Here is a 24185-nt window from a genome sequence, read left to right on the forward strand (position 1 = left end):
CCTGCGCGACGGCTCGATCACCACCGCCGTCGAGGGCGACAACGTCCTGGTGCAGACCTGCGTGTCCGCCGCCGCCGGCCCCTGCCACCTGGACGTCTGAGCCTTCTCCCCCGCTACCGCACCCGAAGAGAACCGAGGATTCCCCGTGACCACGTTGCAGCGTAAGAGCGTCAACCCGATCGCGCACCTGTCCCCCGAAGACATCGAGGCCATCGGTCGTGAGCTCGACGCCATCCGCGACGAGATCGTGGCCGACCGCGGCGAGCGCGATGCCGCGTACATCCGGCGCATGATCAGCGTGCAGCGGCGCCTCGAGCTCGGCAGCCGCGCGGTCCTGCTCTTCTCGCTGTTCCCGCCGGCCTGGCTGATCGGCACGGCGGGCCTGTCGGTCGCCAAGATCCTCGAGAACATGGAGATCGGGCACAACGTCATGCACGGCCAGTGGGACTGGATGCGCGACCCGAAGATCCACTCGACCACCTGGGAGTGGGACAACGCATCGCCGGCCGAGCAGTGGAAGCACTCGCACAACGAGCTGCACCACACCTACACCAACGTGGTCGGCAAGGACAACGACCTCGGGTACGGCATCATGCGCGTCGACGAGCAGCAGCCCTGGCACCCGATCTACCTCGGACAGCCACTGTGGAACTTCGTCAACGCCTGCTTCTTCGAGTACGGCATCGCCGCGTACGACCTGGAGCTGGGCCGCAACCTCAAGAGCAAGAAGCGGCGCCGGGCGCCGGAGTTCAAGGCCCGGCTGGCGCAGGTACGCCGCAAGATCGGCAAGCAGGTGCTGAAGGACTACGTCGTGCACCCGGCGCTGTCGGCCGCGACCGGCTCCTTCCTGCACACCCTCGCCGCCAACGCCGTCGCCAACCTGGTCCGCAACCTCTGGACCCACTCGGTGATCATGTGCGGGCACTTCCCCAAGGGCGTCGAGACCTTCGAGCGCACCTCGATCGACGGCGAGACCCGCGGCGAGTGGTACCTGCGGCAGATGCTCGGCTCGGCCAACATCGACGGCAACCGCCTCATGCACATCATGACCGGCAACCTGTCGTACCAGATCGAGCACCACCTCTTCCCGGACCTGCCGAGCAACCGCTACCAGGAGATCGCGCCTAAGATCCGCGAGCTGTTCGAGCGCTACGGCCTGAGCTACGTCAGCGGCCCGATGCCCAAGCAGGTCGGCTCGGCCTGGGCGAAGGTCTTCCGGCTCTCGCTGCCCAACCGCGGCGCCGCCAAGATCGCCGCGGAGGCTCCCCGGCCGGTCAGCACCCGCAGGAAGCAGCCCGCCACCCGCTGGCAGCGCCCGGCGGCGGAGAAGGCCCCGGCGACCGTCGGGTCCTGACGCGACACTCCCACCCGGCGGCCGGGCGAAATTCACATACGCTTGGCCGGTGGCAGACTCGGTGCGCAACTGGGCAGGAAACATCACGTTCGGCGCGAGCCGGGTGCACCGGAGCGTGACCGTGCCCCGGCTGCAGGAGCTGGTCGCCGCGGGCGGGCCGGTCCGGGTCCTGGGCAGCGGCCACTCCTTCAACCGGATGGCCGACACGACCGGCGACCTGGTCAGCCTCGACGGCCTGCCGCGCGTGGTGGAGATCGCCGCGGACCGCCGGACCGTCCGGGTCGACGGCGGCATCCGCTACGGCGAGCTCGCCGGGCGCCTGCACGCCGGGGGCCTGGCGCTGCACAACCTGGCCTCGCTGCCGCACATCTCGGTCGCCGGGGCGGTCACCACCGCGACGCACGGCTCGGGCGTGCGCAACGGCAACCTGGCCACCGCCGTGGCCGCCCTGGAACTGATCCGCGGCGACGGCGAACTGGTGTCGCTGCGCCGCGGCGACGAGGGCTTCGACGGCGCCGTAGTGGGCCTGGGCGCGCTCGGCGTGGTCACCGCGCTGACCCTGGACGTGGTCCCGGCGTTCGAGATCCGCCAGTACGTCTACGACGACCTGCCCCGCGCCCGCCTGGAGGCGGACCTGCCGGAGATCCTCGGCGCCGGCTACAGCGTCAGCCTGTTCACCAACTGGGCGAGCCCGGACGTCAACCACGCCTGGCTCAAGCGCACCGAGCCGATGCCGGCGGGCCCGTGGTTCGGCGCGCGGCCCGCGGACGGCCCCCGCCACCCCGTGCCGGGGGTGCCGGCGGAGAACAGTACCGAGCAGTTCGGCGTGCCCGGCCCGTGGCACGCCCGGCTGCCGCACTTCCGGATGGAGTTCAGCCCGAGCACCGGCGCGGAGCTGCAGTCGGAGTGGATGGTCCCGCTCGACCGGGCGGGTGAGGCGATCGACGCCGTCGCCCGGGTGCGGGAGACGATCGCGCCGGTCCTCCAGGTCAATGAGATCCGCACGGTGGCGGCGGACGACCTGTGGCTGAGCATGAACTACCACCGCGACAGCCTTGGCCTGCACTTCACCTGGATCGCCGACACGGCCGCGGTGCTGCCGGCCGTCTCGGCGCTGGAGGAGCAGCTCGCGCCGCTGCAGGCCCGCCCGCACTGGGGCAAGGTCTTCACGCTGGACCCGGCGACGGTGCGCTCCCGCTACGAGCGCTTCGACGACTTCCGGGCGCTGGTCGCCGGCTACGACCCGGCCGGCGTCTTCCGCAACACATGGCTCGACGATCTCCTCTGAGCTGCCCTCGAGTAGGTAGCAGTTGGGTAACACGGGCCACGTCCGCTCACGGGCGGCCACGGCCCGCCGATCGAAGGCACGTGACCGACCACACCACCGCCGCCATGTCCTCCGTGCGTCCGCGTCCGTCCCAGGACCTGACGCTGTCCGGCAAGCTCCAGCCACCCCTCTGGCTGGTCTGGGGACTCGCCGCGCTGGTGTCGCTCCCGAGCGTCGACCCGGCAGCCCGACCGTGGCTGGCCGTTCCCGGCGTCGCGGCGCTGCTGGTGGCCGCCGGAATGTTCGCGGTCAAGCTGAGCCGGCTCCCCACGGCCGTGGTGCGTTGCACGCCGGTGACGGCCACCGTGATTCTCTTCCTGACCAGCCTCGGCGGCACCGAGACCGACCTCATGGTGGTCCTGGGCTACTCCATGCTCTTCATGTGGGTCGGCTTCTCGCTCGACCGCCGCGACCTGGTGACGACCTCGCTGCTCGCCATGGTCGCCATCGGCGTCCCGCTCCTGCTCGTCGAGACGCCGCTGCACGCGATCTCGCTGCTCGCGGCGTTCTGGGCGAGCGTGACCGGCATCGGCTTCGCCATGTACGTGCTGCGCGGCTGGCTGGACGCGGCCAGCGCCGCGGCCGCGGCATCCGAGCAGCGCGCCGCGGAGACGCAGGCGCAGGCGTCCGCCGACCGGGAGCTCGCCGACCGTGAACGGATCGCCGCCGCCGATGCGGAACTGGCCGAACGCCACCGGATCCAGCAGCGGATCGCGGACCAGGGCGCCGTGCTCGCCGAGGCGGCCGAGCAGGTGCAACGGCAGACCGCGGCGGTCGCCACCGCCAGCGACGAGATGTCGCGCGCCATCGAGGAGCTGACCAGGACCGCCCACCTCACCGAGGAGATCACCACCTCGGTCGCCGGCAAGGCGGAGATCGCCTCGGAACTGATGCGGGCCCTGGCGAAGTCCAGCGAGCAGATCATGGCGGCCTCGGACGTCATCCACGGCGTGGCGGAGCAGACGAACCTGCTCGCCCTCAACGCCACGATCGAGGCGGCGCGGGCCGGCGAGGCGGGTCGCGGCTTCGCGGTCGTCGCGGGCGAGGTCAAGGATCTCGCGCACCAGTCGGGCGGCAACGCTGAGACCATCGCCCGCACGCTGGGAGACGTGCAGAACCAGGTGGAGGCGGCCGTGAAGCGGGTATCGGAGATCGCCGAGAGCGTTGGCGAGCTGTCGTCGCACAACACGTCGCTGGCGGCGGCGCTCGAACAGCAGTCCACCTCCGTACGGCAGATCGCGACGAGCGTCCAGGAGGCCGCGGGCCAGGTCGGCCGGATCACCGACGAGGTGCACACCCTGGAGCGCCTCTCGCGTACGTCCGCTTAGCCGATCCGACAGCGCGCGATCACCGCGCCGACTGGCGGATCCGGCAGCGGAGCGGCAGGGTATGCAGATGCTGGATGCGAGCCGGCCCGCCCGGGTCGAGGACGTGCACGAGCTGGCCTCGGCGATGCCACACGTCACCGTCGAGTATGGAACCGGCGACAATCCGGTCTACCAGGTGGGCGGGAAGTCGTTCGTCTTCTTCCGCAACCCGCGGCCGGACGCGGCCGATCCCGTCACCGGGGAGCGCTACCCGGACGTCATCGTCTTCTGGGTGCCGTCCGACTCCGACAAGCAGGCGCTCGTCCAGGACCCGGCGTCGCCGTTCTTCACGACCCCGCACTTCAACGGCCACCGGTCCGTCCTGCTGCGGGCCGGCCGCATCGGCGAGCTGACCCGCGGGGAGCTGGCCGAGGTGGTGCAGGACGCCTGGCTGTCCCGCGCGTCGGCGCGCCGGGCGGCGGCGTGGCTGAGTGCGCACCCGCCGGCGTGATCCAATGCCGCCGTTCGCCTGCGCGAGGGGACGCGGAGCGGGAGTATGGCTTGATCAGCCGAGGTTAGGAAGCAACGATGACCACGTTCAAGGTCGGCTACTTCGTCGGCAGCCTCTCATCGACGTCGATCAACCGTGAGCTGTCGAAGGCCCTGATCAAGCTGGCGCCCGACGACCTCGAGTTCACCGAGATCCCGATCCGCGAGCTGCCGCTGTACAGCCCGGACTACGACGCGGACTATCCGGGCGAGGCGACCGCCCTCAAGGACGCGATCAAGCGGTCGCAGGCGATCCTGTTCGTCACCCCGGAGTACAACCGCTCCATACCGGGCGCCCTGAAGAACGCGATCGACTGGGCCTCCCGGCCGTGGGGCCAGAACTCCTTCGACCACGTGCCCACCGCCGTCATCGGAGCCTCCATCGGGGCGATCGGCACCGCGCTCGCGCAGCAGAGCCTGCGCGCCGTGCTGAGCTTCTGCAACGCCCGGCAGATGACCTCGCCCGAGGCCTACATCAAGTTCACGGCGGAGACCTTCCCCGGCGACGGCCGGGTCACGGACGAGTCGACCAAGACCTTCCTCGCCACCTACATGGCGGAGTTCCGCGACCACATCACGCGGGTGCTGACGGTGCTGCCCCGCGAGGCCCCCGTGCTCCGCGCCTGACGATCAGGCCGGCACCTCCACCGTGCGCGCGGCGACCAGGGTGTCGCCGTCGAAGCCCTCCAGCCGGATCACCGCCGCACCGGCGCCCGGCAGCGGCACCTGCAGCGTCGGCTTGGTGTCGGTGAGCGGGACCGACCGCACCGGCCGCTGGTTCACGTACACGTCGACGCTGGTCAGCGCCTCGGTCGTCAGCGAAAGCGCCACGCCCGCACCGTTGCGCGGCCCCGCCTCCGCGTCGAGGCGCCGCGGCGTGCCGGCGGCCAGGATCGTGCCCGCCCGCTCCAGCAGGTCCGCGTTGCCCTCCAGCAGGTCCCGGCTGGTCATCCGGTACAGCTCGTCCGGGCGCACCCCGAGGTCCTCCACCGGCTCGCCCGCCCGCTTGCCGACGCGCAGGCAGCGCCGCAGCGCCACCCGGAACTGCGCGCTCGCGGGCAGCTTGCGGAACGGGCCCGCCCGCCAGCCGTCCACCAGGTTCTGCTGGGTCCACACGTTCGCGCCGCCGGCGCCGGTGGCCTCGTCGATGCCCAGCACCTTGCCGATCTCGTGGTCCTGGAAGCCGGCGGAGAAGATGTCCGTCGCGCTGTAGCAGAGCGCGTCGGTGATCAGCACGACCGGGCCGTGGTAGACCTGCCCGACGCTGTTCACCACCTCGGCCGGGTACAGCGGGATCGCGCTGGAGTACTGCGCGCCGGTCTCGACGGCCTGTTCGATCGAGGGGCGCCACTCGGCCAGGTCGTCGACGCTCGCGCAGAGCTGCCGGGTCGCGTCCGTGCTGATCAGCTGCATCGGCTCGGGCTGGATCCGGCGCGGGGTGAAGAACTGGAGCAGGAACTCGGCGGCCACCACGTAGCCGCCGCCGTTGCCGCGGACGTCCAGGATGAGGCCGTTCTTCGGCAGGGCGTCCAGCAGCCGGATCACCTCGTTCAGGAACGCCTCGATGCCCTGGTCCCGCATGTGGAACGTGAAGATCCGCAGGTGCCCGAAGGTGCCGGCGGCCGTGGTGACGACGCGGGCCCGCAGCTCGTCCGGGCGCGTGGTCGGAATCTCGCCGGCGGCGAGCTGCCCGGCGGTCGGCTCCGGCACGTCGCCGGCCTGCGCGGCGACCCGGCGTTCCTCGTCGACCGCGGCGGGCACGAAGAGCTGCTTCTTCGCCTGCCGGACCAGCTCGGTACGCAGGTCGAGGCCGACCAGGTGCGCCGACGGGACGCCCAGGCCGGCGAACGGGCCGCTGTCGGGCAGCGGGCCGTTGAGGTCGGCGCTGGTGTCGAAGACCCGCCAGTGCAGCCGGGTCTCGTGCGCGGTGCCGCCGACCAGGTAACGCAGGTCGACCCAGTCCTCGTCCGGCACCGCGGACAGGGCGAGGGTGCGCAGGGTCATGCTCTCCAGGCCGCGGGCGAGCCGGGCGTCGGCGTTGCTGCCGGCCTCGCGGTCGGCGTTGCGGGCCAGCGCGAGCGCGATCGGCGCCCCGTTCCAGTGCGTGATCTCGGCGCCGTCCACCAGCTGCGGGTCGCCGGTGAGGTGCGGGAACGTCTTGGACACCAGGAATCCCGGCTTGCCGTCGCGCCAGAACTGCTCGAGCAGCACGCCGAGGAAGGCGAACGGACCCTGGTAAGGCCGCGGCAGCACGTAGTTGGTATGCAGATCGCGCAGCTCGATGAAGATCCGCAGCAGTTCGGCGTGGAACTGCGCGTCGCTCAGCCGGGCCTGCCGGTGGCGCAGCAGCTTGAGCCGCTGGGTGGGCTCGATCGCGTACATGGCGCGCTTGTGCAGCAGGTGCACGTACACGGTGTCGATGAGCAGGGCGGCCTGGTCGAGCAGGGTCTGCCGGTCCGCCGCGGTCAGCGCCGACGCCTCGGTGGCGCTCCGGAACTGCGGCATCGTCCGCACCGCACCCAGTCCGTGGTCGGCCTCGAGCTTGACTTCCGACATGATCGACATAGCGCACCTCCATAGCGACTCAGCGTGACGCTACGAGCCGTCGCGGGGTCGCACGAGACACCTGTCGGGCCTATGACTTGAGAATGCGCCGTTAGTGTGAGGTGACGTGCCCGAACGTGAAACGGCGGTGTGCAACGGTGTCCAACATCCTCTCGCGGCGTGACCTGGAGTTCCTGCTCTACGAATGGCTCGACGTCGAGTCGCTGACGGCGCGGCCCCGCTTCGCCGAGCACTCCCGGGAGACGTTCGACGCGTTCCTGCAGGTCTCCGCGCAGATCGCCGAGCGCGAGTTCGCGTCGCACAACAGGCGCGGCGACGCCGAGGAGCCGCGCTTCACCGAGGGGCGGGCGCAGGTGATCCCCGAGGTCAAGACGGCGCTGGCCGCGTTCAACGCGTCGGGCCTGCTGGCCGGCGGGCTGGACGCCGAGGACGGCGGGCTGCAGCTGCCGCACGTCGTGCACCGGGCCTGCTTCGCCTGGTTCCAGGCCGCGAACATCGCCACCTCCGCGTACCCGATGCTGACCATGGGCAACGCGAACCTGCTGCGCACGTACGCGGCGCCCGAGCACGTGGCGCGATTCGTCGCTCCGATGGTCGAGGGCCGGTTCACCGGCACCATGTGCCTGTCCGAGCCGCAGGCCGGCTCGTCGTTGAGCGACGTCACCACCCGCGCGGTGCCCGCGGGCGACGGCACCTACCGGGTCACCGGCAGCAAGATGTGGATCTCCGGCGGTGACCACGAGCTGAGCGAGACGATCGTGCACCTGGTGCTGGCCCGCGCCGCCGGCGCGCCGCCCGGGGTCAAGGGCCTGTCGCTGTTCATCGTGCCCAAGCACGTCGTCGGCCCGGACGGCGTGCCCGGGAGGCGCAACGGCGTCGAACTGGTCGGGCTGAACCACAAGATGGGCTTCCGCGGCACGACCAACGCGGCGCTGTCCTTCACCGACAGCGAGGGCTTCCTGGTGGGCGAGGAGGGCAAGGGCCTCGCGTACATGTTCCAGATGATGAACGCGGCACGGATCGGCGTCGGCGCCGGTGCGGTGGCCCTCGGCTACACCGGCTACCTGCACGCGCTCGCCTACGCCCGGGAGCGGGTGCAGGGCCGGCCGGTGGCCGGCAAGGACCCGTCGGCGCCGCCCGTGCCGATCATCCGGCACCCGGACGTGCGCCGGATGCTCCTGGCGTCCAAGACCTACGTCGAGGGCGGCATGGCCCTCATCCTGTACGCCGCCAGGCTCGTCGACGAGCAGGAGACCGGCGACACCGCCGAGGCCGCCCTGCTGCTGGACGTGCTGACGCCGATCGTGAAGGCCTGGCCGTCGCGGTGGTGCCTGAAGGCCAACGACCACGCAATCCAGGTGCACGGCGGCTACGGATACACCCGCGAGTACCCGGTCGAGCAGTTCTACCGCGACAACCGGCTCAACCCGATCCACGAGGGCACCGACGGCATCCAGGGCCTCGACCTGCTGGGCCGCAAGGTGATCATGCGGGACGGCGCGGGCCTGACCCTGCTGGTCCGCCGGATCCGGGAGGCCGCCGGGCGGGCACCGGCCGACCTCGCGTGGATGGCGGAGCGGCTCGAGTCCGGCTGCGCGCGCCTCGTCGAGGTCACCGGCAAGCTGTGGGCGGACGCGGACCCGACCACAGCGCTGGCCAATTCGACCGCCTACCTGAACGCGGCCGGCCACCTGGTCGTCGCGTGGATGTGGCTGGAGCAGGCGACCGCCGCGGCCGGCCGGCAGGGCGCGTTCTACGACGGCAAGCGCCTCGCGGCCCGCTACTTCTTCACCCACGAGCTGCCCCGGACCACGACCTGGTTCGAGCTGCTGGAGAGCCGTGACACCCTGCTCGCCGACCTGGACGACGCGTGTCTGTAGGCGTCCGCTTCCCCTATCTCGACTCGCCCCTCCCGCTGGCGTTCGCGCACCGCGGCGGGGCCGCCGAGGGCGACGAGAACACCGCCGAGGCCTTCGGCCGGGCGGTCGCGCTGGGCTACCGGTACGTGGAGACGGACGTGCACGCGACCGCGGACGGCGTACCCGTGGTGTTCCACGACCCGTCCCTGCGCCGCCTGACCGGCACCGCGGGGCGGGTGGCCGACCTGCGCTGGGCGGACCTGGCCACGCTGCGGGTCGGCGGGGCGGGCGCGGTGCCCCGCCTGGACGAGGTCCTCGCCGCGTGGCCACAGGTCCGCTTCAACATCGACGTCAAGGCCGACGACGCCGCCGGGCCCACGGTGGAGGCGGTCCGCCGCGCCGGTGCCCGGGACCGGGTCCTGCTGGCCTCGTTCAGCGACGCCCGGCTGGCCCGGGTCCGCGCCCTGGCGGGGCCCGGGATCGCGACGTCCCTCGGCCAGCGGGAGGTGCTGCGCCTGCGCGTGTCCTCCGTGGCCGGCACCCGGCTGCGGCTGCCGGCGTCGGCGGCCGCGGCGCAGGTCCCGGCGCGGTTCGGCCCGGTGACCGTGGTCGACCGCCGCTTCGTGAGCCGGGCACACCGCCTCGGCCTGCAGGTGCACGTGTGGACGATCGACGACCCGGCCGAGATGCACAGGCTGCTCGAGCTCGGCGTCGACGGCATCATGACCGACCGGACCGAGGTACTCCGCGACGTGTACACCGCCCGGGGCGCCTGGCCCGCCGGGTAACCGGAGCATTGACTGCGCGTGACACATCGATGATAATCGACGCGCGTTGTTAACGTTCACATCTGGAGGACATGGATGTCCCCGTCACGCGCTCTCCTCGGACTCGCCACCGCCGCGATGCTGATCGCGGCCGCCGGCGGGGCCGCACCCGTCCTGGCGCAACCGCCGGCCGCCGCACCCGAATACGCCATCACCGTCGAGCCGGCGGCCACCGGCCCGGCGATCGGCGACTCCATGTACGGGGTGTTCTTCGAGGACATCAACTTCGCGGCCGACGGCGGCCTCTACGCCGAGCTGGTCCGCAACCGCTCGTTCGAGTTCCTCCCGGCCGACAACGCGTCCTACCACGGCCTGACCGCCTGGACACCCGGAGGCGAGTCCGGCGGCGCGGGCGGCGCGTCCGCGGTGAACGACGCGGACCGCCTCAACGAGCGCAACCGCACCTACCTCAAGCTCGCCCTGACCAGCCCCGCCGGCGGGCGCTACGGCGTGACCAACTCCGGGTACAACACCGGGTTCGCGGTGCGGCGCGGCGCGACGTACGACTTCTCGGTCTGGGCCCGCAGCGACTCACCCGCCGGCACGCCGCTGTCCGTCGTCCTGCGCGACGCCGCGGGCGAAACGCTGGCGGCGCCGGCGGAGCTGACCGTGCGGGGCGACGGCTGGACCCGTTACGCCGTACCGGTGCGGGCGAGCCGGACCACCGACGCCGGCCGCCTGTCGGTCCTGGCCGGCGGGACCGGGACCCTGCGCCTCGACATGGTCTCCCTGATGCCCCGCGACACCTACAAGAACCACGGACTGCGCAGGGACCTCGCCGAGAAGATCGCGGCGCTGCGGCCCGGCTTCGTGCGCTTCCCCGGCGGCTGCCTGGTCAACACCGGCAGCCACTACGGCTACGACGCGGCCGCGAACTTCCCGCGGGCCCGCTCCTACCAGTGGAAGGACACCGTCGGGCCGGTCGAGACCCGCGCCGCCAACGCCAACTTCTGGGGATACCACCAGTCCTACGGCCTGGGCTACTACGAGTACTTCCAATTGTCCGAGGACATCGGCGCCATGCCGCTGCCGGTCGTTCCCGCGCTGGTCACCGGCTGCGGGCAGAACCGGGCGACCGACGACCCGGCGCTGCTGCGCCGCCGCATCCAGGACACCCTCGACCTGATCGAGTTCGCCAACGGGCCGGCGAGCTCCGAGTGGGGCGGGCTGCGCGCCCGGATGGGCCACCCGTAACCGTTCGGGCTGACCCACGTCGCGGTCGGCAACGAGGAGAACCTGCCCGACGCCTACTTCGCCGACTTCCTCGAGTTCCGCGGCGCCATCGCCGCCGAACACCCCGGCATCACGGTGGTGGGCAACTCCGGGCCGGACGACCAGGGCGCGACCTTCGACAACCTGTGGGCCAAGAACAGGGCCGCGGGCGTGGCGATGGTCGACGAGCACTACTACAACAGCCCGGCGTGGTTCCTCGGCAACAACCGGCGCTACGACGGCTACGACCGCGCCGGTCCGGAGGTCTTCCTCGGCGAGTACGCCTCCCTGGACAACAAGCTGTTCAACTCGCTGGCCGAGGCGTCGTACATGACCGGGCTGGAGCGCAACGCCGACGTGGTGCGGATGGCCTCGTACGCGCCGCTGCTCGCCAACGTCGACCATGTGCAGTGGCGGCCGGACCTGATCTGGTTCGACAACGACGAGTCCTGGGGCTCGACCAGCTACCAGGTGCAGAAGTTGTTCATGAACAACGTCGGCGACCGCGTGGTGCGCAGCCGCTCGACCGGGCCGGTCGTGGCGCCGAAGCCGATCACCGGCGCGATCGGGCTCTCCACGTGGGCCACCGCCGCGACCTACGACGACATCGCGGTGACCACGCCCGGCGGCGCGGTCCTGTTCTCCGACGACTTCTCCGCCGGCGCCGGGCAGTGGACGCCGGTGGAGCCCCGCGGCAACTGGTCCGTGGTGGACGGCGGCTACCGCCAGAGCGACACCGCCGCGCTGGACACCCTGGTCAAGGCCGGGAACATCACCGCGACCGACTACGACCTGACGCTGAAGGCCACCAAGCGGGCCGGCGCCGAGGGCTTCCTGGTCGCGTTCGGGGTGCAGGAGTCCGGCGAGCTCTACTGGTGGAACCTCGGCGGCTGGAACAACACGCAGGGCGCCGTCCAGAAGGGTGCGGGCGGCAGCAAGGAGATCGTGCTCGCCAAGCCCAACAGCATCGCGACCGGTACCACGTACGACATCCGCATCGAGGTCCGCGGCAGCGCGGTGCGGCTCTTCCTCGACGGCGCCGAGTGGGGCAGCTTCACCGACGACCAGGTGACCGAGCCGTTCGCGCAGGTGATCACGCAGGACGACGCCACCGGCGAGATCATCGTCAAGGTCGTCAACGCGCAGGACACCCCGGCCGTCACCGCGGTCGACCTGGGCGGCCGCAAGGTCGCGGGCCGGGCGAGGATGACCGTCATCACCGGCGACCCGCAGGAGCAGAACACCCGCTCCGCCGAGCCGATCCAGCCGGTCACCACGACCGTGAGCGGCATCGCGTCCACCTTCACCCGGACGTTCGCCCCGAACTCCGTCACCTTCCTGCGCCTGAAGACCAAGTGAGGGGAAGACAGTGAGCAATTTTCAACCTGGCCTCGGGCCAGAGTTATCCGAGCCGTCGACCGCCGCCGGGAGCTGCCGCCCGGGCCACGTTGAAAAGGCTCAGTCATGACGAACGACGTCAGCCGCCGCACCCTGCTCCGCGGCGGGCTGGGTGTCGCCGGCGTCGGCGCCCTCGCCGCCCCGGCGCTGGACCGCGACGCCCGCACCGACGCGCAGATCTACGGGGTGCCCACGATCGACCCGCTGATCGAGCAGCGTGCCGACCCGTTCATCACCCCGCGGACCGGGGGGCGCTACTACTTCACCGGCTCGGTGCCCGAGTACGACCGGCTCGTCGTACGCGGGGCGAGCACCATCGCCGGGCTCGCCACGGCGACCGAATCGGTGGTCTGGCGCCGCCCCGCGTCCGGCCCGATGGGCGGGCACGTCTGGGCTCCCGAGCTGCACCGCATCGACGGCCGCTGGTACCTCTACTTCGCCGCCGGCGACGCCGGCAACGTCTTCCGGATCCGGATGTACGTGCTGGAGTCGCCGCTGGCCGACCCCACCGACCCGGCCGGCTGGACCCTGCGCGGCCAGGTCGCCACCGAGTGGGACGGCTTCTCGCTGGACGCCACCACGTTCGCGCACCGCGGCCGCCGCTACCTGGTGTGGGCGCAGAGCGAGCCGGAGATCGCGGTGAACTCCAGCCTCTACATCGCCGAGATGAGCTCGCCCTGGGCGCTGCGCGGCAAGCCGGTCCGGATCGCCACACCCACCCGGAGCTGGGAGACGCAGGGCTTCCGGGTCAACGAGGGCCCGGCGGTGCTGGTCCGCAACGGGCGGGTCTTCGTGACCTTCTCCGCCAGCGCCACCGACGCCCGCTACTGCGTGGGCCTGCTGACCGCGGACGCCCGCGCCGACCTGCTGGCCAACGCGTCCTGGACGAAGACACCGGACCCGGTCTTCGTCACGAACGCCGCGACCGGCCGGTACGGCCCGGGTCACAACAGCTTCACCGTCGCCGAGGACGGCGTCACCGACGTGCTGGTCTACCACGCCCGCGACTACCGCGACATCGTCGGCGACCCGCTCTACGACCCCAACCGGCACACCCGGGTGCAGCGGCTCTACTGGCATCCGGACGGGACGCCGCTGTTCGGCGTGCCGGTCGGCGCGGGCGGGCCGATCGTGCGCCTCTCCCCCGCCGACGAAGGCGCGTGGTTCGTGCGGCACGACGACTCCGCCCTGGTCGTGGGCCCGCCCGGCCACGCGCTCAGCGACACCCAGTTCCGTTTCGTGCCGTCCGCGGGCGGCACGGAGGTGATCCGGTCGGTAGACCTCCCCGGGCGGCACCTCCGGGTCGTCGACGGCGCGGTCCGCCTCGACACCGGCACGCCGACGGATTTCCGCAGGCTGCCGGCGGGCCGGGGGGTCAGGATCCAGCTCGCCGGCGACCCCACCCGCTATCTGCGGCACCGGAACGGGACGGTGGTGACGGGCGACGCCTCCGTCTTCCTGCTCCGCTGAGCGCGCGCTGCGGGATACTTCATCCGTACCGATCTGACGTCGACGCGGAAGAGCCTCACCATGAGCGAGCACTACGACCTGATCGTCCTCGGCGCGGGACCCGGCGGCTACGTCGCGGCGATCCGCGCGGCCCAGCTCGGCCTGCGGACGGCCGTCGTCGAGGAGAAGTACTGGGGTGGTGTGTGCCTCAATGTCGGGTGTATCCCGTCGAAGGCCCTGCTGCGTAACGCCGAGCTGGCGCACATCTTCCACACCCAGGCGAAGACGTTCGGCATCACCGGCGAGGTGAGCTTCGACTTCGGCGCGGCCTTCGACCGTAGCCGCACGGTCGCCGACGGCCGCGTCAAGGGCGTGCACTACCTGATGAAGAAGAACAAGATCACCGAGTACGACGGGCGGGGCACCTTCCGCGACGCGAACACCCTCGAGGTCGCGCTCGGCACCGGAGGCTCGCAGACCCTCACCTTCGACAACGCGATCATCGCCACCGGGTCGACCGTCCGGCTGCTCCCCGGCGTCGAGCTCAGCGACAACGTGGTCACCTACGAGACCCAGATCCTGGACCGCGACCTGCCGGAGTCGATCGTCATCGTCGGCGCCGGCGCGATCGGCATGGAGTTCGGCTACGTCCTGAAGAACTACGGCGTCGACGTCACGATCGTCGAGTACCTCGACCGGGCCCTGCCCAACGAGGACGCCGACGTGTCGAAGGAGATCACCAAGCAGTACCGCAAGCTCGGCATCCCGATCGTCGCGTCGGCCAAGGTGGAGACGGTGATGGACAAGGGCAAGTCGGTCGTGGTGACCTACACGAAGAACGGCCGGAGCGAGACGATCGAGGCGGCCCGGGTGCTGATGTCGGTCGGCTTCGCACCCCGCGTCGAGGGCTACGGCCTGGAGAACACCGGCGTCAAGCTGACCGACCGCGGTGCGATCGAGATCGACGACCACATGCGGACCAACATCCCCCACCTGTACGCGATCGGCGACGTGACCTCGAAGCTCCAGCTCGCCCACGTCGCGGAGGCGCAGGGGGTGGTGGCGGCGGAGACGATCGGCGGCGCCGAGACGATGACGCTCGGCGACTACCGGATGATGCCGCGGGCGACGTTCTGCCAGCCGCAGGTCGCCAGCTTCGGCCTCACCGAGCAGCAGGCCCGCGACGAGGGCTACGACGTGAAGGTCTCGTCGTTCCCGTTCACGGCGAACGGCAAGGCCCACGGCCTCGCCGAGCCAACGGGCTTCGTGAAGCTGGTCGCGGACGCGAAGTACAACGAGCTGCTCGGCGGCCACCTGATCGGACCGGACGTCTCCGAGCTGCTGCCCGAGCTGACGCTGGCGCAGAAGTGGGACCTGACGGCGAACGAGCTGGCCCGCAACGTGCACACCCACCCCACGCTGAGCGAGGCCCTGCAGGAGGCGTTCCACGGCCTGACCGGCCACATGATCAACCTTTAGCCGCGCACCGGGCCCGGCCGGTCGACCCCGGTCGGCCGGGCGGTGCTCAGTCGCCCTGGCTGACGTACATCGGCACGTGGCGGCGCAGCACGTCCTGCATCGCCGCCACCTCGTCGGGCGGCACCCCGCGCAGCGACGGCGGCAGCCCCTCCAGCACCGCCTCGAGCCCGAGGGTCCGGTTGGCGTTGTGATGGTAGAAGCGCAGCTCGGCCAGGTAGTCCGCGACCAGCATGGTCGCCTTGGCGGGGTTCTCCCGCCACAGCCAGGTGAACACGTCGCCGAACGAGTCGCTGATGAGCGCCGTGCCGCCGGGTTCGAAGTGCATGAGGGTCAGCTCGGCCTCGTAGAACACCAGGCCGACGAGCAGCTGGTCGAGAATGTGATCCGGTATTTCTCGGGTGCCCACATACGCATCCTCTCTGCTACCGGCCGCTATGCACAGTGGATCGCGCGGCGGCTACGACCATATCGGCAGGGCGCGGTACCGTCCCGCAATGCGAATCATGGCCGGCGATGCCGTCGTCGCGGAGTACCAGGCCGAGCCGGACGTCGACCCGCTTCTCGGCCCCCGGCCCTACCTGCATCCGGTCCGCACCCTCGGCGGCGTCCCGGTCTCCGACGCCCTGCCGGAGGACCATCGCTGGCACCTCGGCGTCTCGGTGGCCATGCAGGACGCCGACGGCGTCAACCTGTGGGGCGGCAGGACCTACGTGCGCGGCCGCGGGTACACCTGGTTGGAAGATCACGGCCGCATCGCGCACGTGGAGTGGCTGCCCGCACCCGGCGGCGGCTTCGCCGAGCGCCTGCACTGGCTGAGCCCGGCGGGCGAGGTCCTGCTCACCGAGGTCCGCACGGTACGCGCGGATCCGGCGCCGCTGGGCTGGGAGCTCACCTTCTCGTACACGCTCGGCGGCGACCGCGACGTGCGCCTCGGCAGCCCCGCGACGAACGGCCGTCCGGACGGCGCCGGCTACGGCGGCTTCTTCTGGCGTGCGGCACCCGGCCCCGCTACCACGTTCACGGCGCGGCACGAGGGTGAGGACGAGGTGAACGGCAGCGCCGAGCCGTGGGTGGCGCTGACCGGCCCGGGGCCGTACACGCTGGTGTTCCGCGGGCTCAGCGGCGACGACCGCTGGTTCGTCCGGACCTCGAACGGCGGCTACGCCGGCGTGTGCGCGGCCCTGGCCTTCTCCGAGGAGCTGGTCGTGCGCGCCGGCATCCCGCTGGAGCGGACGCTGACCGTCCTGGTCGCGGACGGCCTGCTCACCCGGGAGCAGTGCGCCGCACACCGGCCAGCCCTTGGCGACAGGGACGGGCCGGCGGGCGTGGATCAGGTGGAGGGTGTGCCGCAGACGGCGAGCTCCGCAACAGCGCCGCCGCAGCCATGATGGCCGCGGGCCACTATGGCTGCGGCCCCAGGCTCCGACTGTGGGGCCTAATCAGTTCCTTCGGCCGATCCCCCGGTCGACGATGTTCATGGGAAAGGGGCACTGGGCCCATGCCGAGTTGTTGATCGCCGTCCCCCAGGACTGCGCCAACTGCTCTCCACGAACGAATACGGGTACGGCCAGACGCTCGACTTGCACTGCGCCCATACGTTGAACGTGCCGGTCCCTCCCGAGCACCAGGCGGTGGTGTAGGTGCTGCCCTGACCGGCCCATCCGGAACCGCACCCGGTGGGTGCGGCGGATGCTGGCTTCCCAGCCGAGGTGATCGTGGTGTCGGGGTGCGCTGGTAGAGGCCGATCATGGCCAGCTCAAGCGCCGGCTGAAACCGATGCGCGGACTAGGAACTGACCGGACCGCGCAGGTCGTGATCGCCGGCCATGCCTTCATCCAGAACCTGCGACGCGGTCACTACGAACTTGGAGTCGAGCGCCGCCATCGGCCCGCCCCGCGGTGCGGGACGGGCCGATGGTGTGCACGGGTCAGATGGAGGGGGTGCCGTAGACGGCGAGCTCCGTCGAATCCATGTACGAGCAACCGCTGTACGGTGTGTCCGGCGTGGTGCACACGCCCATGTCCTCTGCCTGGGACGACAGCATCGTGTACCGCAGGAACTGCACGTCGGTCGTGCCCGCGGTCAGCGACACGGGGTTGGACCGGTTCCGGTCGGCCTCGCCGAACTGACCGACGGCGGCGACCGTCCACGCGCTGCCGTCCGGTGACGTCTCGACCCGGAACCGGCCGGTCGCGGCACTTGCCCCGTCGCCGCAGGTCGCGGTCGGGTCGAGCGTCAGCTCCTCGATGTCGACGGCTTGCGGCAGCTTGACCACCACGTTCTGCCCGGTGCCACCCGCGGCGACCTCGGAGCCCCAACCGGAGCCGGACGACTGGTCGAACAGGTGCGTCGGGCCGCAGCGGTATGCGGTGAAGTCCGGTCCGGTGAAGCTCTCCACGCTGCTGCCACCGGCGGTGGCGGCCCAGTCGCGGCGCAGCGGCCAGTCGACCCGGTTCGCCCGGGCGCCGACGTAGACGGTCTTGGCGATGGAGTCGAACCCGACGGCCTGGGTGTACACCTCGGGGTAGGTGCCCGGCAGCACACCATTGATCGTGTACGTACCGTCCGCCGCCGTGACGGCGACGTAGTCACTGGCGAAGCCGGAGAGGTGTCCGCCGAAGCCGACGGTCGCCCCGGCAATGGCCAGGCCGGTGTCGGTGTCGGTGACCTTGCCTGTCACCGTGCCGCGCGGGGTCCCTGTCGTGGGAGGCATGGAGAAGTCCTCGACAACGTCGGTGTCGGACCCGTCCGTGGAACCGGCATAGTAGCCCATGCCGCGCCGGGCGAAGACCTTCCAGATCGTCGCCTGCAGTCGACCGCCGTTGATGACGCGGTTGGCCTGGAGGATGGAGTTGCGCTGGTCGAGGAAGGACGGCTTGGCCGGTGACAGCTCCATCGCACGGGTCACCAGGGACCGGGCCTTCGTGCTGCCGAGCGCCGCACGCAGGTCCCACAGGGTCTGTGCCCAGATCTCGCCGTCGGTGTGCACGTCGGGACCGCCGGAGTAGATCTTTCCGTAGTCGCCGTAGGTGTAGCCGCCCGGGCCCGCGGTCGGGGTGCCGGGGCATGCCGCCGACCTGCTGCCGACCTGGCAGTCCGTCGGCTGGGAGCGCAGGGCCTTGCCGGCGAACATGTACTTGCCCACGAGGATGTCGCCGTCCTTCGCGGTGTCCTTCTCGTAGCCCTTGGACACGAAATAGTCCTGGGTGTACCAGTCGCTCCAGGCCTCGCCCATGGCTCGCGCCTGATGCACCGTCAGGGTGGAGACGCCGTTGGCGTCGACGACCAGACGGTTGGACAGGCCGTGGGTGTACTCGTGGAACACCGTGTCGGCCTCGTCGCTGGAGTTGGCGGCGATGGACTCGTCGTCGGGGTTGGTCGGGTCACCCCACAGGTACATCTGCATGACCGGCGGGGTGCCGTCCGGCGGGGTGCTCATGTTCGCGTTGCTGATGTGGTCGGCGTCGGGCAGGCCGTCGTTCGTGTCGGCACCGTCGAGGGCCTGGCCCTGCACCGCGTCGTCGTCGATCGCCTCGAAGTTGCCCGCGGCGCGGGTGAAGCCGACCGGAGCCGTCGCCAGGTGGTCGTGCCACACGCCGAGGAGATAGAAGAGCTCCACGGACGACTGGCTGCGGTTCTTCCGCCAGGAGTACGGGACGTTCGGGTCCCAGGAGCACTTGAACTTCGCGCTGCACTTGCCGCCGACCTGCTTGCTGAAGTCGGTCATCAGGTACCGCCAGCTGCCTTTGCTGGTGGGCCTGACCTCCTCGCTGGCGCTTGCCTTGTTGTCGTCGTTGACGTCGGTGTAGACGTGCGCGACGTTGCCGGCCAGCTTCGGCGAGCCGTTCGGCAGCCACTTGCCCAGGTCGACGGGCACCTGCTTGCCGCCCGACGGCGCGCCCGGGTAGTTGGGCCAGACGAGAGAGGCGTCCTTGGCGACCGTGCTCTGCCGGAACAGGACCGTGCCGTCCTGTGCGTCGACGACGTGGATCCAGCCCTCGTCCATCGCCACGGTCTGCCACGCCAGGCGTGGACCGTCCGCGGTCTGGAACATGACCAGCTTCGCTGCGCCGTTGTCGGAGAACGTGGTGGTCTTGGTCGCACCGTCGGCCCGGTCGACGACCGTGGCGGTGGAGTCGCCGAAGACGTTGCGAACCGCGGCGGCGCGCGCCTTCTCCGCGTTCAGCTTGGCCGAGCCGGGACTGCTCGGCAACTCGGCGAGAGGCGAACCGTCGACCTGAATGAGTCGGCCGTCCTTGGCGACGTGGGCCTTGAGGCCGTTGCCGAACACCGGCACGCCGCCCACGCTCTGGGTGAAGCTGAGGTGGTGGGTTCCCGCGACATCGACGTAGTCGCGGCGCAGCCTGAGTTGGCCGACCTCGGCGGCGCTGAGTCCGAACACCGCCGGGTTCGCCTTCACATAGCCCATGGCGACCTTGGCGGGATTGCTGTGGCTCGGTCCGGTGAGGAACCCGTCGATCTTGGCGACGCGGCGCGGCGTACCGGTGGCCGGGTCCATGTCGACGATGCCCTGCACGCCGAGCTTGTCCCGCAGCTTGCGGGCCGGGCTGTCCGGCTCCGCGACGGCGTTCAGCCGCGATACGGCGACGCTGGCGCTCTTGGTGGCGTTCGCCGACTTCTTGGCCCGTTCCGCGTTCAGCGCGTCACGCGAGTCGTAGTCGACAAGCTCCTCACGCTCGCTCGCCGGGTCCGCCACGCTTGCGGCGCGCTGCGGCTCCGGCGCGGAGTCCAGCTGTGTGACAGCTACCCCCGCGACCATGGCTACGCCCGCTGTCGCCGCCAACCACCGTCGGTTCAGCAACAAAGCTGACACCGGTTTCATCCAAGGCCCCTTTCGGCCGACTCGGGTGAAAGACCTGCCGAGGACACGCCTCGGGCCGGGAATTCACCTCACGTCTGCTGCCATCCGAAGGGTGCTGATCGGATGCGGAACCTGTTACGCGAGCCCAATGCCGTTTTCACTACCCACCTGCAACCAACCAGTGATCGACCGATCGCACTGAGCTAGTGGACGAGCTCGGATGGTCCGTCACCCGTAGGCAGCGCCCGGTGCCGGGCCGCCGCGAAATCGCCTGCGCCTGCCCTTCGGGCACAAGGCCCCCAGAACAGACCCTCGACCTCGCCGGCACGGTGACCGACATCAACGTGCAGCGGGAGGAACTCGCGCGGCGCCGCAAGCAGGACGCGGCTTCGCATTTATCGAGGAGCGAACACTCCGCGCCCATCTGGCGGCCGGCTCGCCGATCTGGCCGGCAGCACCCTCGGGGCCGAGATCGACGAGCACCCGAGTCGATGCGTGCCGGGTGACCCCACCTGGACGATCAGGACGCGTCCGTCCGCCTCCCCGCTACGCGGCAAGGCGGTCTCGTCCGGCGCGCTTGGCCTGGATGGATGGCTGATGGCGCTGTTGCGTTGCGGGATCGGTGGTCGCGCTCAGGTCGGCGCCGGGTGGCGTCATATGGCTCGGGCAAGTTCGGTGAACGCCATAGCGGCCCGCAACGCCGGGCGGGTGTCGACTCCAAGTTCGTAGTGACCGCGTCGCAGGTTCTGGATGAAGGCATGGCCGGCGATCACGACCTGCGCGGTCCGGTCAGTTCCTAGTCCGCGCATCGGTTTCAGCCGGCGCTTGAGCTGGCCATGATCGGCTTCTCTCGGGTTGCTCGCGTGCTGCTCGACGTGGTGCCATGCCGCGGGGGCGAGCAGCTCCTCGACGTCGCGGTACGAGAGGCCATAGCGCAACTACCAGCGCACACCGACACCACGATCACCTCGGCTGGGAAGCGGAATCCCGCGAACGCTGGGGAGGCGACCAGAGACGGGACGGCGCAGAATGCATCACCCCGTCAAGCCTGCCTTGATCTCCGAGGGGAGAACGCAACAGAGCCCCCTCGTCAAGCCTGCCCGACACGCCGCCGCTGGGATGCCGATAGTGCCGGCGTTACCGGCACCGCCTATCCAGCCCCGCCAGCGGTAGCGCGCCTGCTCATCCCAGGGGCCCGGTTTCTTCGCAGACCTCGGTGGGTTGGGAGCAACGCCTGCAGGATCGAGCGCATGGGCTTTCGCCGCGGGGAAGTCAGGCTCTGCTGGGCAGCGATGAAGGCCTGTTTCGCGGCGAGCGCCTCGGTGTGTTCACCGCGGGCGGCGTGCAGGTCGGCCTTCTCTTGATACACCCGGACCAGGATCTCCCGCAGGCCACGCTCGGTGCACTGCGTGTGGGCGGCGTGCAGGCTCACCAGGGCCCGGCCGGTCGCACCGAGACCACGCTGAGCCCGGGCCAGGGTCAGCAGATACTCGGCCATTTCGTCGGCGTCGTTGACCCCTGCGCGCTTGTAGCGGGCGATGCATACCTGCATCGTCTGCTCAGCCTCGGCGTACTCGCCGTTGGCGATCTGGATCGCCCCAATCGTGTCCAGCGCGCCCGGGTCAAGGTGGAAGCCGCGCGCTACGGCGTGGCCCTGCATCCGCCCCGCGACCTCCCCGGCCCGCCGGAAGTCTCCGGACTTGTACTCGATGTAGGCCCAGTTGTTCAGCACCACGATGAGCCGTTCCCAGTCCTGTAGCTTGCTGGCCAGTTCCTCCGCCTGGCGGTAGCGCGTCCGCGCCGCGTCCATGTCGCCGTTGTCGGCCAGCGCACCGCCCAGCCTGACACGGTGCAAGATCTGCATATGCGCGGTGGCCGTCTCATCGAGCAACTCGACCGCGCTCAGCGCGTGCCTCAGGTATTTGGCCCGGTTACCGGACAGCCACTCGATGTTCGCCCACACCAGGTGGGTACGCGCCTGTAGCCGGCGGTCGCCGTGCTTACAGGCCCAAGCCTGGATGCCCTTGATCTGCCGGGCAGCTTCCCGGAAGTCTCCGGTGCGCCTGAGCATGTCGATCCAGCACAGGCGGGCACGCATGAGCAATGCCTCGTCACCCAGAGCCTCAGCCCGCCGTTCGAGTTCCACCGCGGCGGTGTAGCTCGCTGCGGCGTCCACGATGACCTGGTCCTCCAGCACGCCCAGGGCAGCCGACAGCTCCTCAGCGCCAGACGCACTGCCGCTCACCCCGTACACCCAAGCTGGCTCACCGCGGTTTCATCGGCCGTGAGCCACCCGACATGATGAGAATAGGTCCGGCGAGTGGTGCGCACGAAGGTGGTAGCCCGGCTGGCATGCAAGGTGAACGCGTACGCCGCCTGGTGGCGCACCCGCGGCCGCGCACGGCGAGACCCGACCCATCATGCCGAAGGCCGCGCTGGTCAACGCGCCGACCCGGTCTGGGATATTCCGCGCACCGCGTACGTCGCGGCGATCTGGACCTGGCCCGGGTCTGGCGGCGCTGGCTACGCCGCGGCTGGCGCTGCCGGCACGAGGTTGCAGGAGCACGCCGCGAGGATGACCGCCGCCATACGGGCGCGGCGGCGGCGCTATTGCCCTAACCGACCGATTGCCAGGGCAACGGGGTGGGTGCATCGAGTCGGCCTGAACGGCGCCGAACGGTTGTCAACGGGTGCGTATACCAACCCCGGCGACCCCCGGATCATCCGTACGGTATGGGCAGCAGGTCGTACCCGGCCGGGCGACCGAGCAGTTCCACCTGTGTCGATCAGGCGAAGCTCAGCGCGCACTCCACCCCGCCCGCCCGGGATGGGGCTGCCGGCCGGGTCGGACTCATGCGGGGCGGGAACGGTGGACCCGGCCGCGCAGGATGATCGCGCTGGGATGCGCGAGAACGCGCGGGTCGAGGGTGGGGTCGGTGTCGTACACCACCAGATCCGCGGGAGCGCCGTCGACAAGCCCCGGCAGTCCGAGCCAGGACCGGGCCGTCCAGGATGCGCCCCCGATCGCCGCCTCGGGCGACATTCCGCCGCGGATGAGCCAATCCACCTCGGTGGCGATCGTGCCGCAAGGGTAGCTGTCCGTCCCCGCCAGGATCGTGACGCCGGCGTCCACGGCGGCGCGGACGGTGTCCAGGGTCCCTTCGCAGCCCTTTAGCGCCCAGTCGCGTCGCGGGCTGTCCTCGCGTTCGCGCACCTCGGCGATCTTGTCCTGGAAGACGGTCAGCGTGGGGACGAACGCCGTGCCGTTGCGGACCATGTGGTCGATCAGTTCCTCATCGAGGAACCAGCCGTGCTCCAGGCTGTCGACGCCGGCTAGTACCGCGTTACGGGTGCCCTGCGCGGTCTGGCAGTGCGTGGCCACCCGCCCGCCGATGGCGTGGACGGCCTTCACGACCTCACTCAGGATATCGAACGGCAGCGGAGGGTAGTCGAAGCCCCAATCGGCGTGGATCTTGCACCATCCGGACGCGGCGGTGGCCTCCTCCACGGCGGCGGCCACCAGTTCCTCCTCGGTGACCTCGCGCCCGTACCCCTTCACGAACCGGTTCGGGGTCGCCAGCCAGCGCCCGGCCGAACGGACCCGGGGAAGGTCGGGATCGGTCTCGACCCAGTCGGGTAGGCGGGCCGCGGTACCAGGTGTGCGGATCAGCAGCACGCCCGCCTCTCGGTGGTCCACCAGATGCTTTCGCAGGACCTCCTCGTCGAACGGGTCCTCCGGAGTGTCCGTGCTGCCCGGGTGCGTGTGGACATCGACCAGCCCCGGCAGCACCCACCCACCGTCGATGATCAGCTCGCCGCCGGGCACCGGATCCGTGCGCAGCCGGTCGCCGTCGATCCAGAACGTCCGCTCTTCTCGCTCGGGCAGAACGACACCGCGCACCTTGAACACGAACAGCCCCCTACCGTGTGGCCATGCAGGGTCCGGTGACCACTCGCAACCGTCACGACATTAGCGACCCTCCACCACTCGGCCCCCGCGAGGTTCCGCTTGACGCCCTTCGAGATCATCGTCGATG

17 protein-coding genes and 2 pseudogenes are annotated in these 24185 nt (G+C 70.6%); 13 read left to right on the top strand and 6 right to left on the bottom strand.

What is annotated here, in order from left to right; all coding sequences use genetic code 11:
• The first annotated feature begins 145 nt into the window (after positions 1-145).
• The 5 genes from AB0B58_RS17005 to AB0B58_RS17025 all read left to right on the top strand — a co-directional run bounded on the left by AB0B58_RS17005 (position 146) and on the right by AB0B58_RS17025 (position 5164).
• Entirely contained in the window at positions 146-1354 is a 1209-nt protein-coding gene (locus AB0B58_RS17005; RefSeq protein WP_360224253.1) for an acyl-CoA desaturase, read from the top strand.
• A 49-nt stretch (positions 1355-1403) separates the two neighbouring features.
• Positions 1404-2642, top strand: coding sequence for a D-arabinono-1,4-lactone oxidase (locus AB0B58_RS17010; protein ID WP_360224255.1), 1239 nt, complete (start codon positions 1404-1406; stop codon positions 2640-2642).
• An 80-nt stretch (positions 2643-2722) separates the two neighbouring features.
• Positions 2723-4009, top strand: coding sequence for a methyl-accepting chemotaxis protein (locus AB0B58_RS17015; RefSeq protein WP_360224257.1), 1287 nt, complete (start codon positions 2723-2725; stop codon positions 4007-4009).
• 67 nt (positions 4010-4076) lie between these two features.
• Positions 4077-4499: an MmcQ/YjbR family DNA-binding protein gene (locus AB0B58_RS17020; RefSeq protein ID WP_360224259.1), complete on the top strand. Its 423-nt coding sequence runs from the start codon at positions 4077-4079 to the stop codon at positions 4497-4499.
• Between the two features lie 77 nt (positions 4500-4576).
• Positions 4577-5164, top strand: a complete 588-nt coding sequence (locus AB0B58_RS17025) for an NADPH-dependent FMN reductase (RefSeq protein WP_360224261.1) — start codon at positions 4577-4579, stop codon at positions 5162-5164.
• 3 nt (positions 5165-5167) lie between these two features.
• Here the strand turns inward: AB0B58_RS17025 and AB0B58_RS17030 are convergent, their stop codons facing one another.
• Positions 5168-7102 (bottom strand): S41 family peptidase, encoded by a 1935-nt coding sequence (locus tag AB0B58_RS17030; RefSeq protein WP_360224263.1) that lies wholly within the window; start codon positions 7100-7102, stop codon positions 5168-5170.
• A 137-nt stretch (positions 7103-7239) separates the two neighbouring features.
• On the opposite strand from AB0B58_RS17030, the gene AB0B58_RS17035 reads away from it, so the two are divergent.
• The 6 genes from AB0B58_RS17035 to lpdA all read left to right on the top strand — a co-directional run bounded on the left by AB0B58_RS17035 (position 7240) and on the right by lpdA (position 15326).
• A complete protein-coding gene (locus AB0B58_RS17035; protein ID WP_360224265.1) occupies positions 7240-8982 on the top strand; it encodes an acyl-CoA dehydrogenase in 1743 nt (580 codons plus the stop codon).
• The gene (locus AB0B58_RS17040) at positions 8973-9749 is read left to right on the top strand and encodes a glycerophosphodiester phosphodiesterase (RefSeq protein WP_360224267.1); all 777 of its coding nucleotides are present in this window, start codon (positions 8973-8975) and stop codon (positions 9747-9749) included. Before AB0B58_RS17035 ends, AB0B58_RS17040 begins: the two co-directional genes overlap by 10 nt.
• Before the next feature lie 75 nt (positions 9750-9824).
• The gene (locus AB0B58_RS17045) at positions 9825-10982 is read left to right on the top strand and encodes a carbohydrate binding domain-containing protein (protein ID WP_360224269.1); all 1158 of its coding nucleotides are present in this window, start codon (positions 9825-9827) and stop codon (positions 10980-10982) included.
• A gap of 117 nt (positions 10983-11099) precedes the next feature.
• Positions 11100-12359, top strand: a complete 1260-nt coding sequence (locus tag AB0B58_RS17050) for an alpha-L-arabinofuranosidase C-terminal domain-containing protein (protein WP_360224271.1) — start codon at positions 11100-11102, stop codon at positions 12357-12359.
• 105 nt (positions 12360-12464) lie between these two features.
• The gene (locus AB0B58_RS17055; RefSeq protein ID WP_360224273.1) at positions 12465-13868 is read left to right on the top strand and encodes a family 43 glycosylhydrolase; all 1404 of its coding nucleotides are present in this window, start codon (positions 12465-12467) and stop codon (positions 13866-13868) included.
• 60 nt (positions 13869-13928) lie between these two features.
• Positions 13929-15326, top strand: coding sequence for a dihydrolipoyl dehydrogenase (lpdA, locus tag AB0B58_RS17060; RefSeq protein ID WP_360224275.1), 1398 nt, complete (start codon positions 13929-13931; stop codon positions 15324-15326).
• 46 nt (positions 15327-15372) lie between these two features.
• Here the strand turns inward: lpdA and AB0B58_RS17065 are convergent, their stop codons facing one another.
• The gene (locus AB0B58_RS17065) at positions 15373-15732 is read right to left on the bottom strand and encodes a hypothetical protein (RefSeq protein WP_360224277.1); all 360 of its coding nucleotides are present in this window, start codon (positions 15730-15732) and stop codon (positions 15373-15375) included.
• A gap of 88 nt (positions 15733-15820) precedes the next feature.
• Here AB0B58_RS17065 and AB0B58_RS17070 point away from each other — a divergent pair, with 88 nt between their 5' ends.
• Positions 15821-16714, top strand: coding sequence for a PmoA family protein (locus AB0B58_RS17070; RefSeq protein ID WP_360224279.1), 894 nt, complete (start codon positions 15821-15823; stop codon positions 16712-16714).
• A gap of 346 nt (positions 16715-17060) precedes the next feature.
• Positions 17061-17201 (top strand): annotated as a pseudogene (locus AB0B58_RS17075) (DDE-type integrase/transposase/recombinase); the annotation flags it as partial.
• Positions 17202-17253: 52 nt separating this feature from the next.
• Here the strand turns inward: AB0B58_RS17075 and AB0B58_RS17080 are convergent.
• From AB0B58_RS17080 to AB0B58_RS17095, 4 genes and pseudogenes are all read right to left on the bottom strand, one after another.
• Positions 17254-20106, bottom strand: a complete 2853-nt coding sequence (locus tag AB0B58_RS17080; RefSeq protein WP_360224281.1) for a M36 family metallopeptidase — start codon at positions 20104-20106, stop codon at positions 17254-17256.
• 695 nt (positions 20107-20801) lie between these two features.
• Positions 20802-21160, bottom strand: a pseudogene (locus AB0B58_RS17085) (DDE-type integrase/transposase/recombinase).
• A gap of 138 nt (positions 21161-21298) precedes the next feature.
• Positions 21299-22393: a hypothetical protein gene (locus AB0B58_RS17090; RefSeq protein ID WP_360224283.1), complete on the bottom strand. Its 1095-nt coding sequence runs from the start codon at positions 22391-22393 to the stop codon at positions 21299-21301.
• Between the two features lie 606 nt (positions 22394-22999).
• Complete coding sequence (locus AB0B58_RS17095) at positions 23000-24058, bottom strand: amidohydrolase family protein (RefSeq protein ID WP_360224285.1); 1059 nt, start codon at positions 24056-24058, stop codon at positions 23000-23002.
• Between the last annotated feature and the right edge of the window lie 127 nt (positions 24059-24185).

Origin of the sequence: Actinoplanes sp. NPDC049118, from assembly GCF_040648555.1 — a bacterium.
In the GTDB taxonomy this organism is placed as follows: Bacteria; Actinomycetota; Actinomycetes; order Mycobacteriales; family Micromonosporaceae; genus Actinoplanes.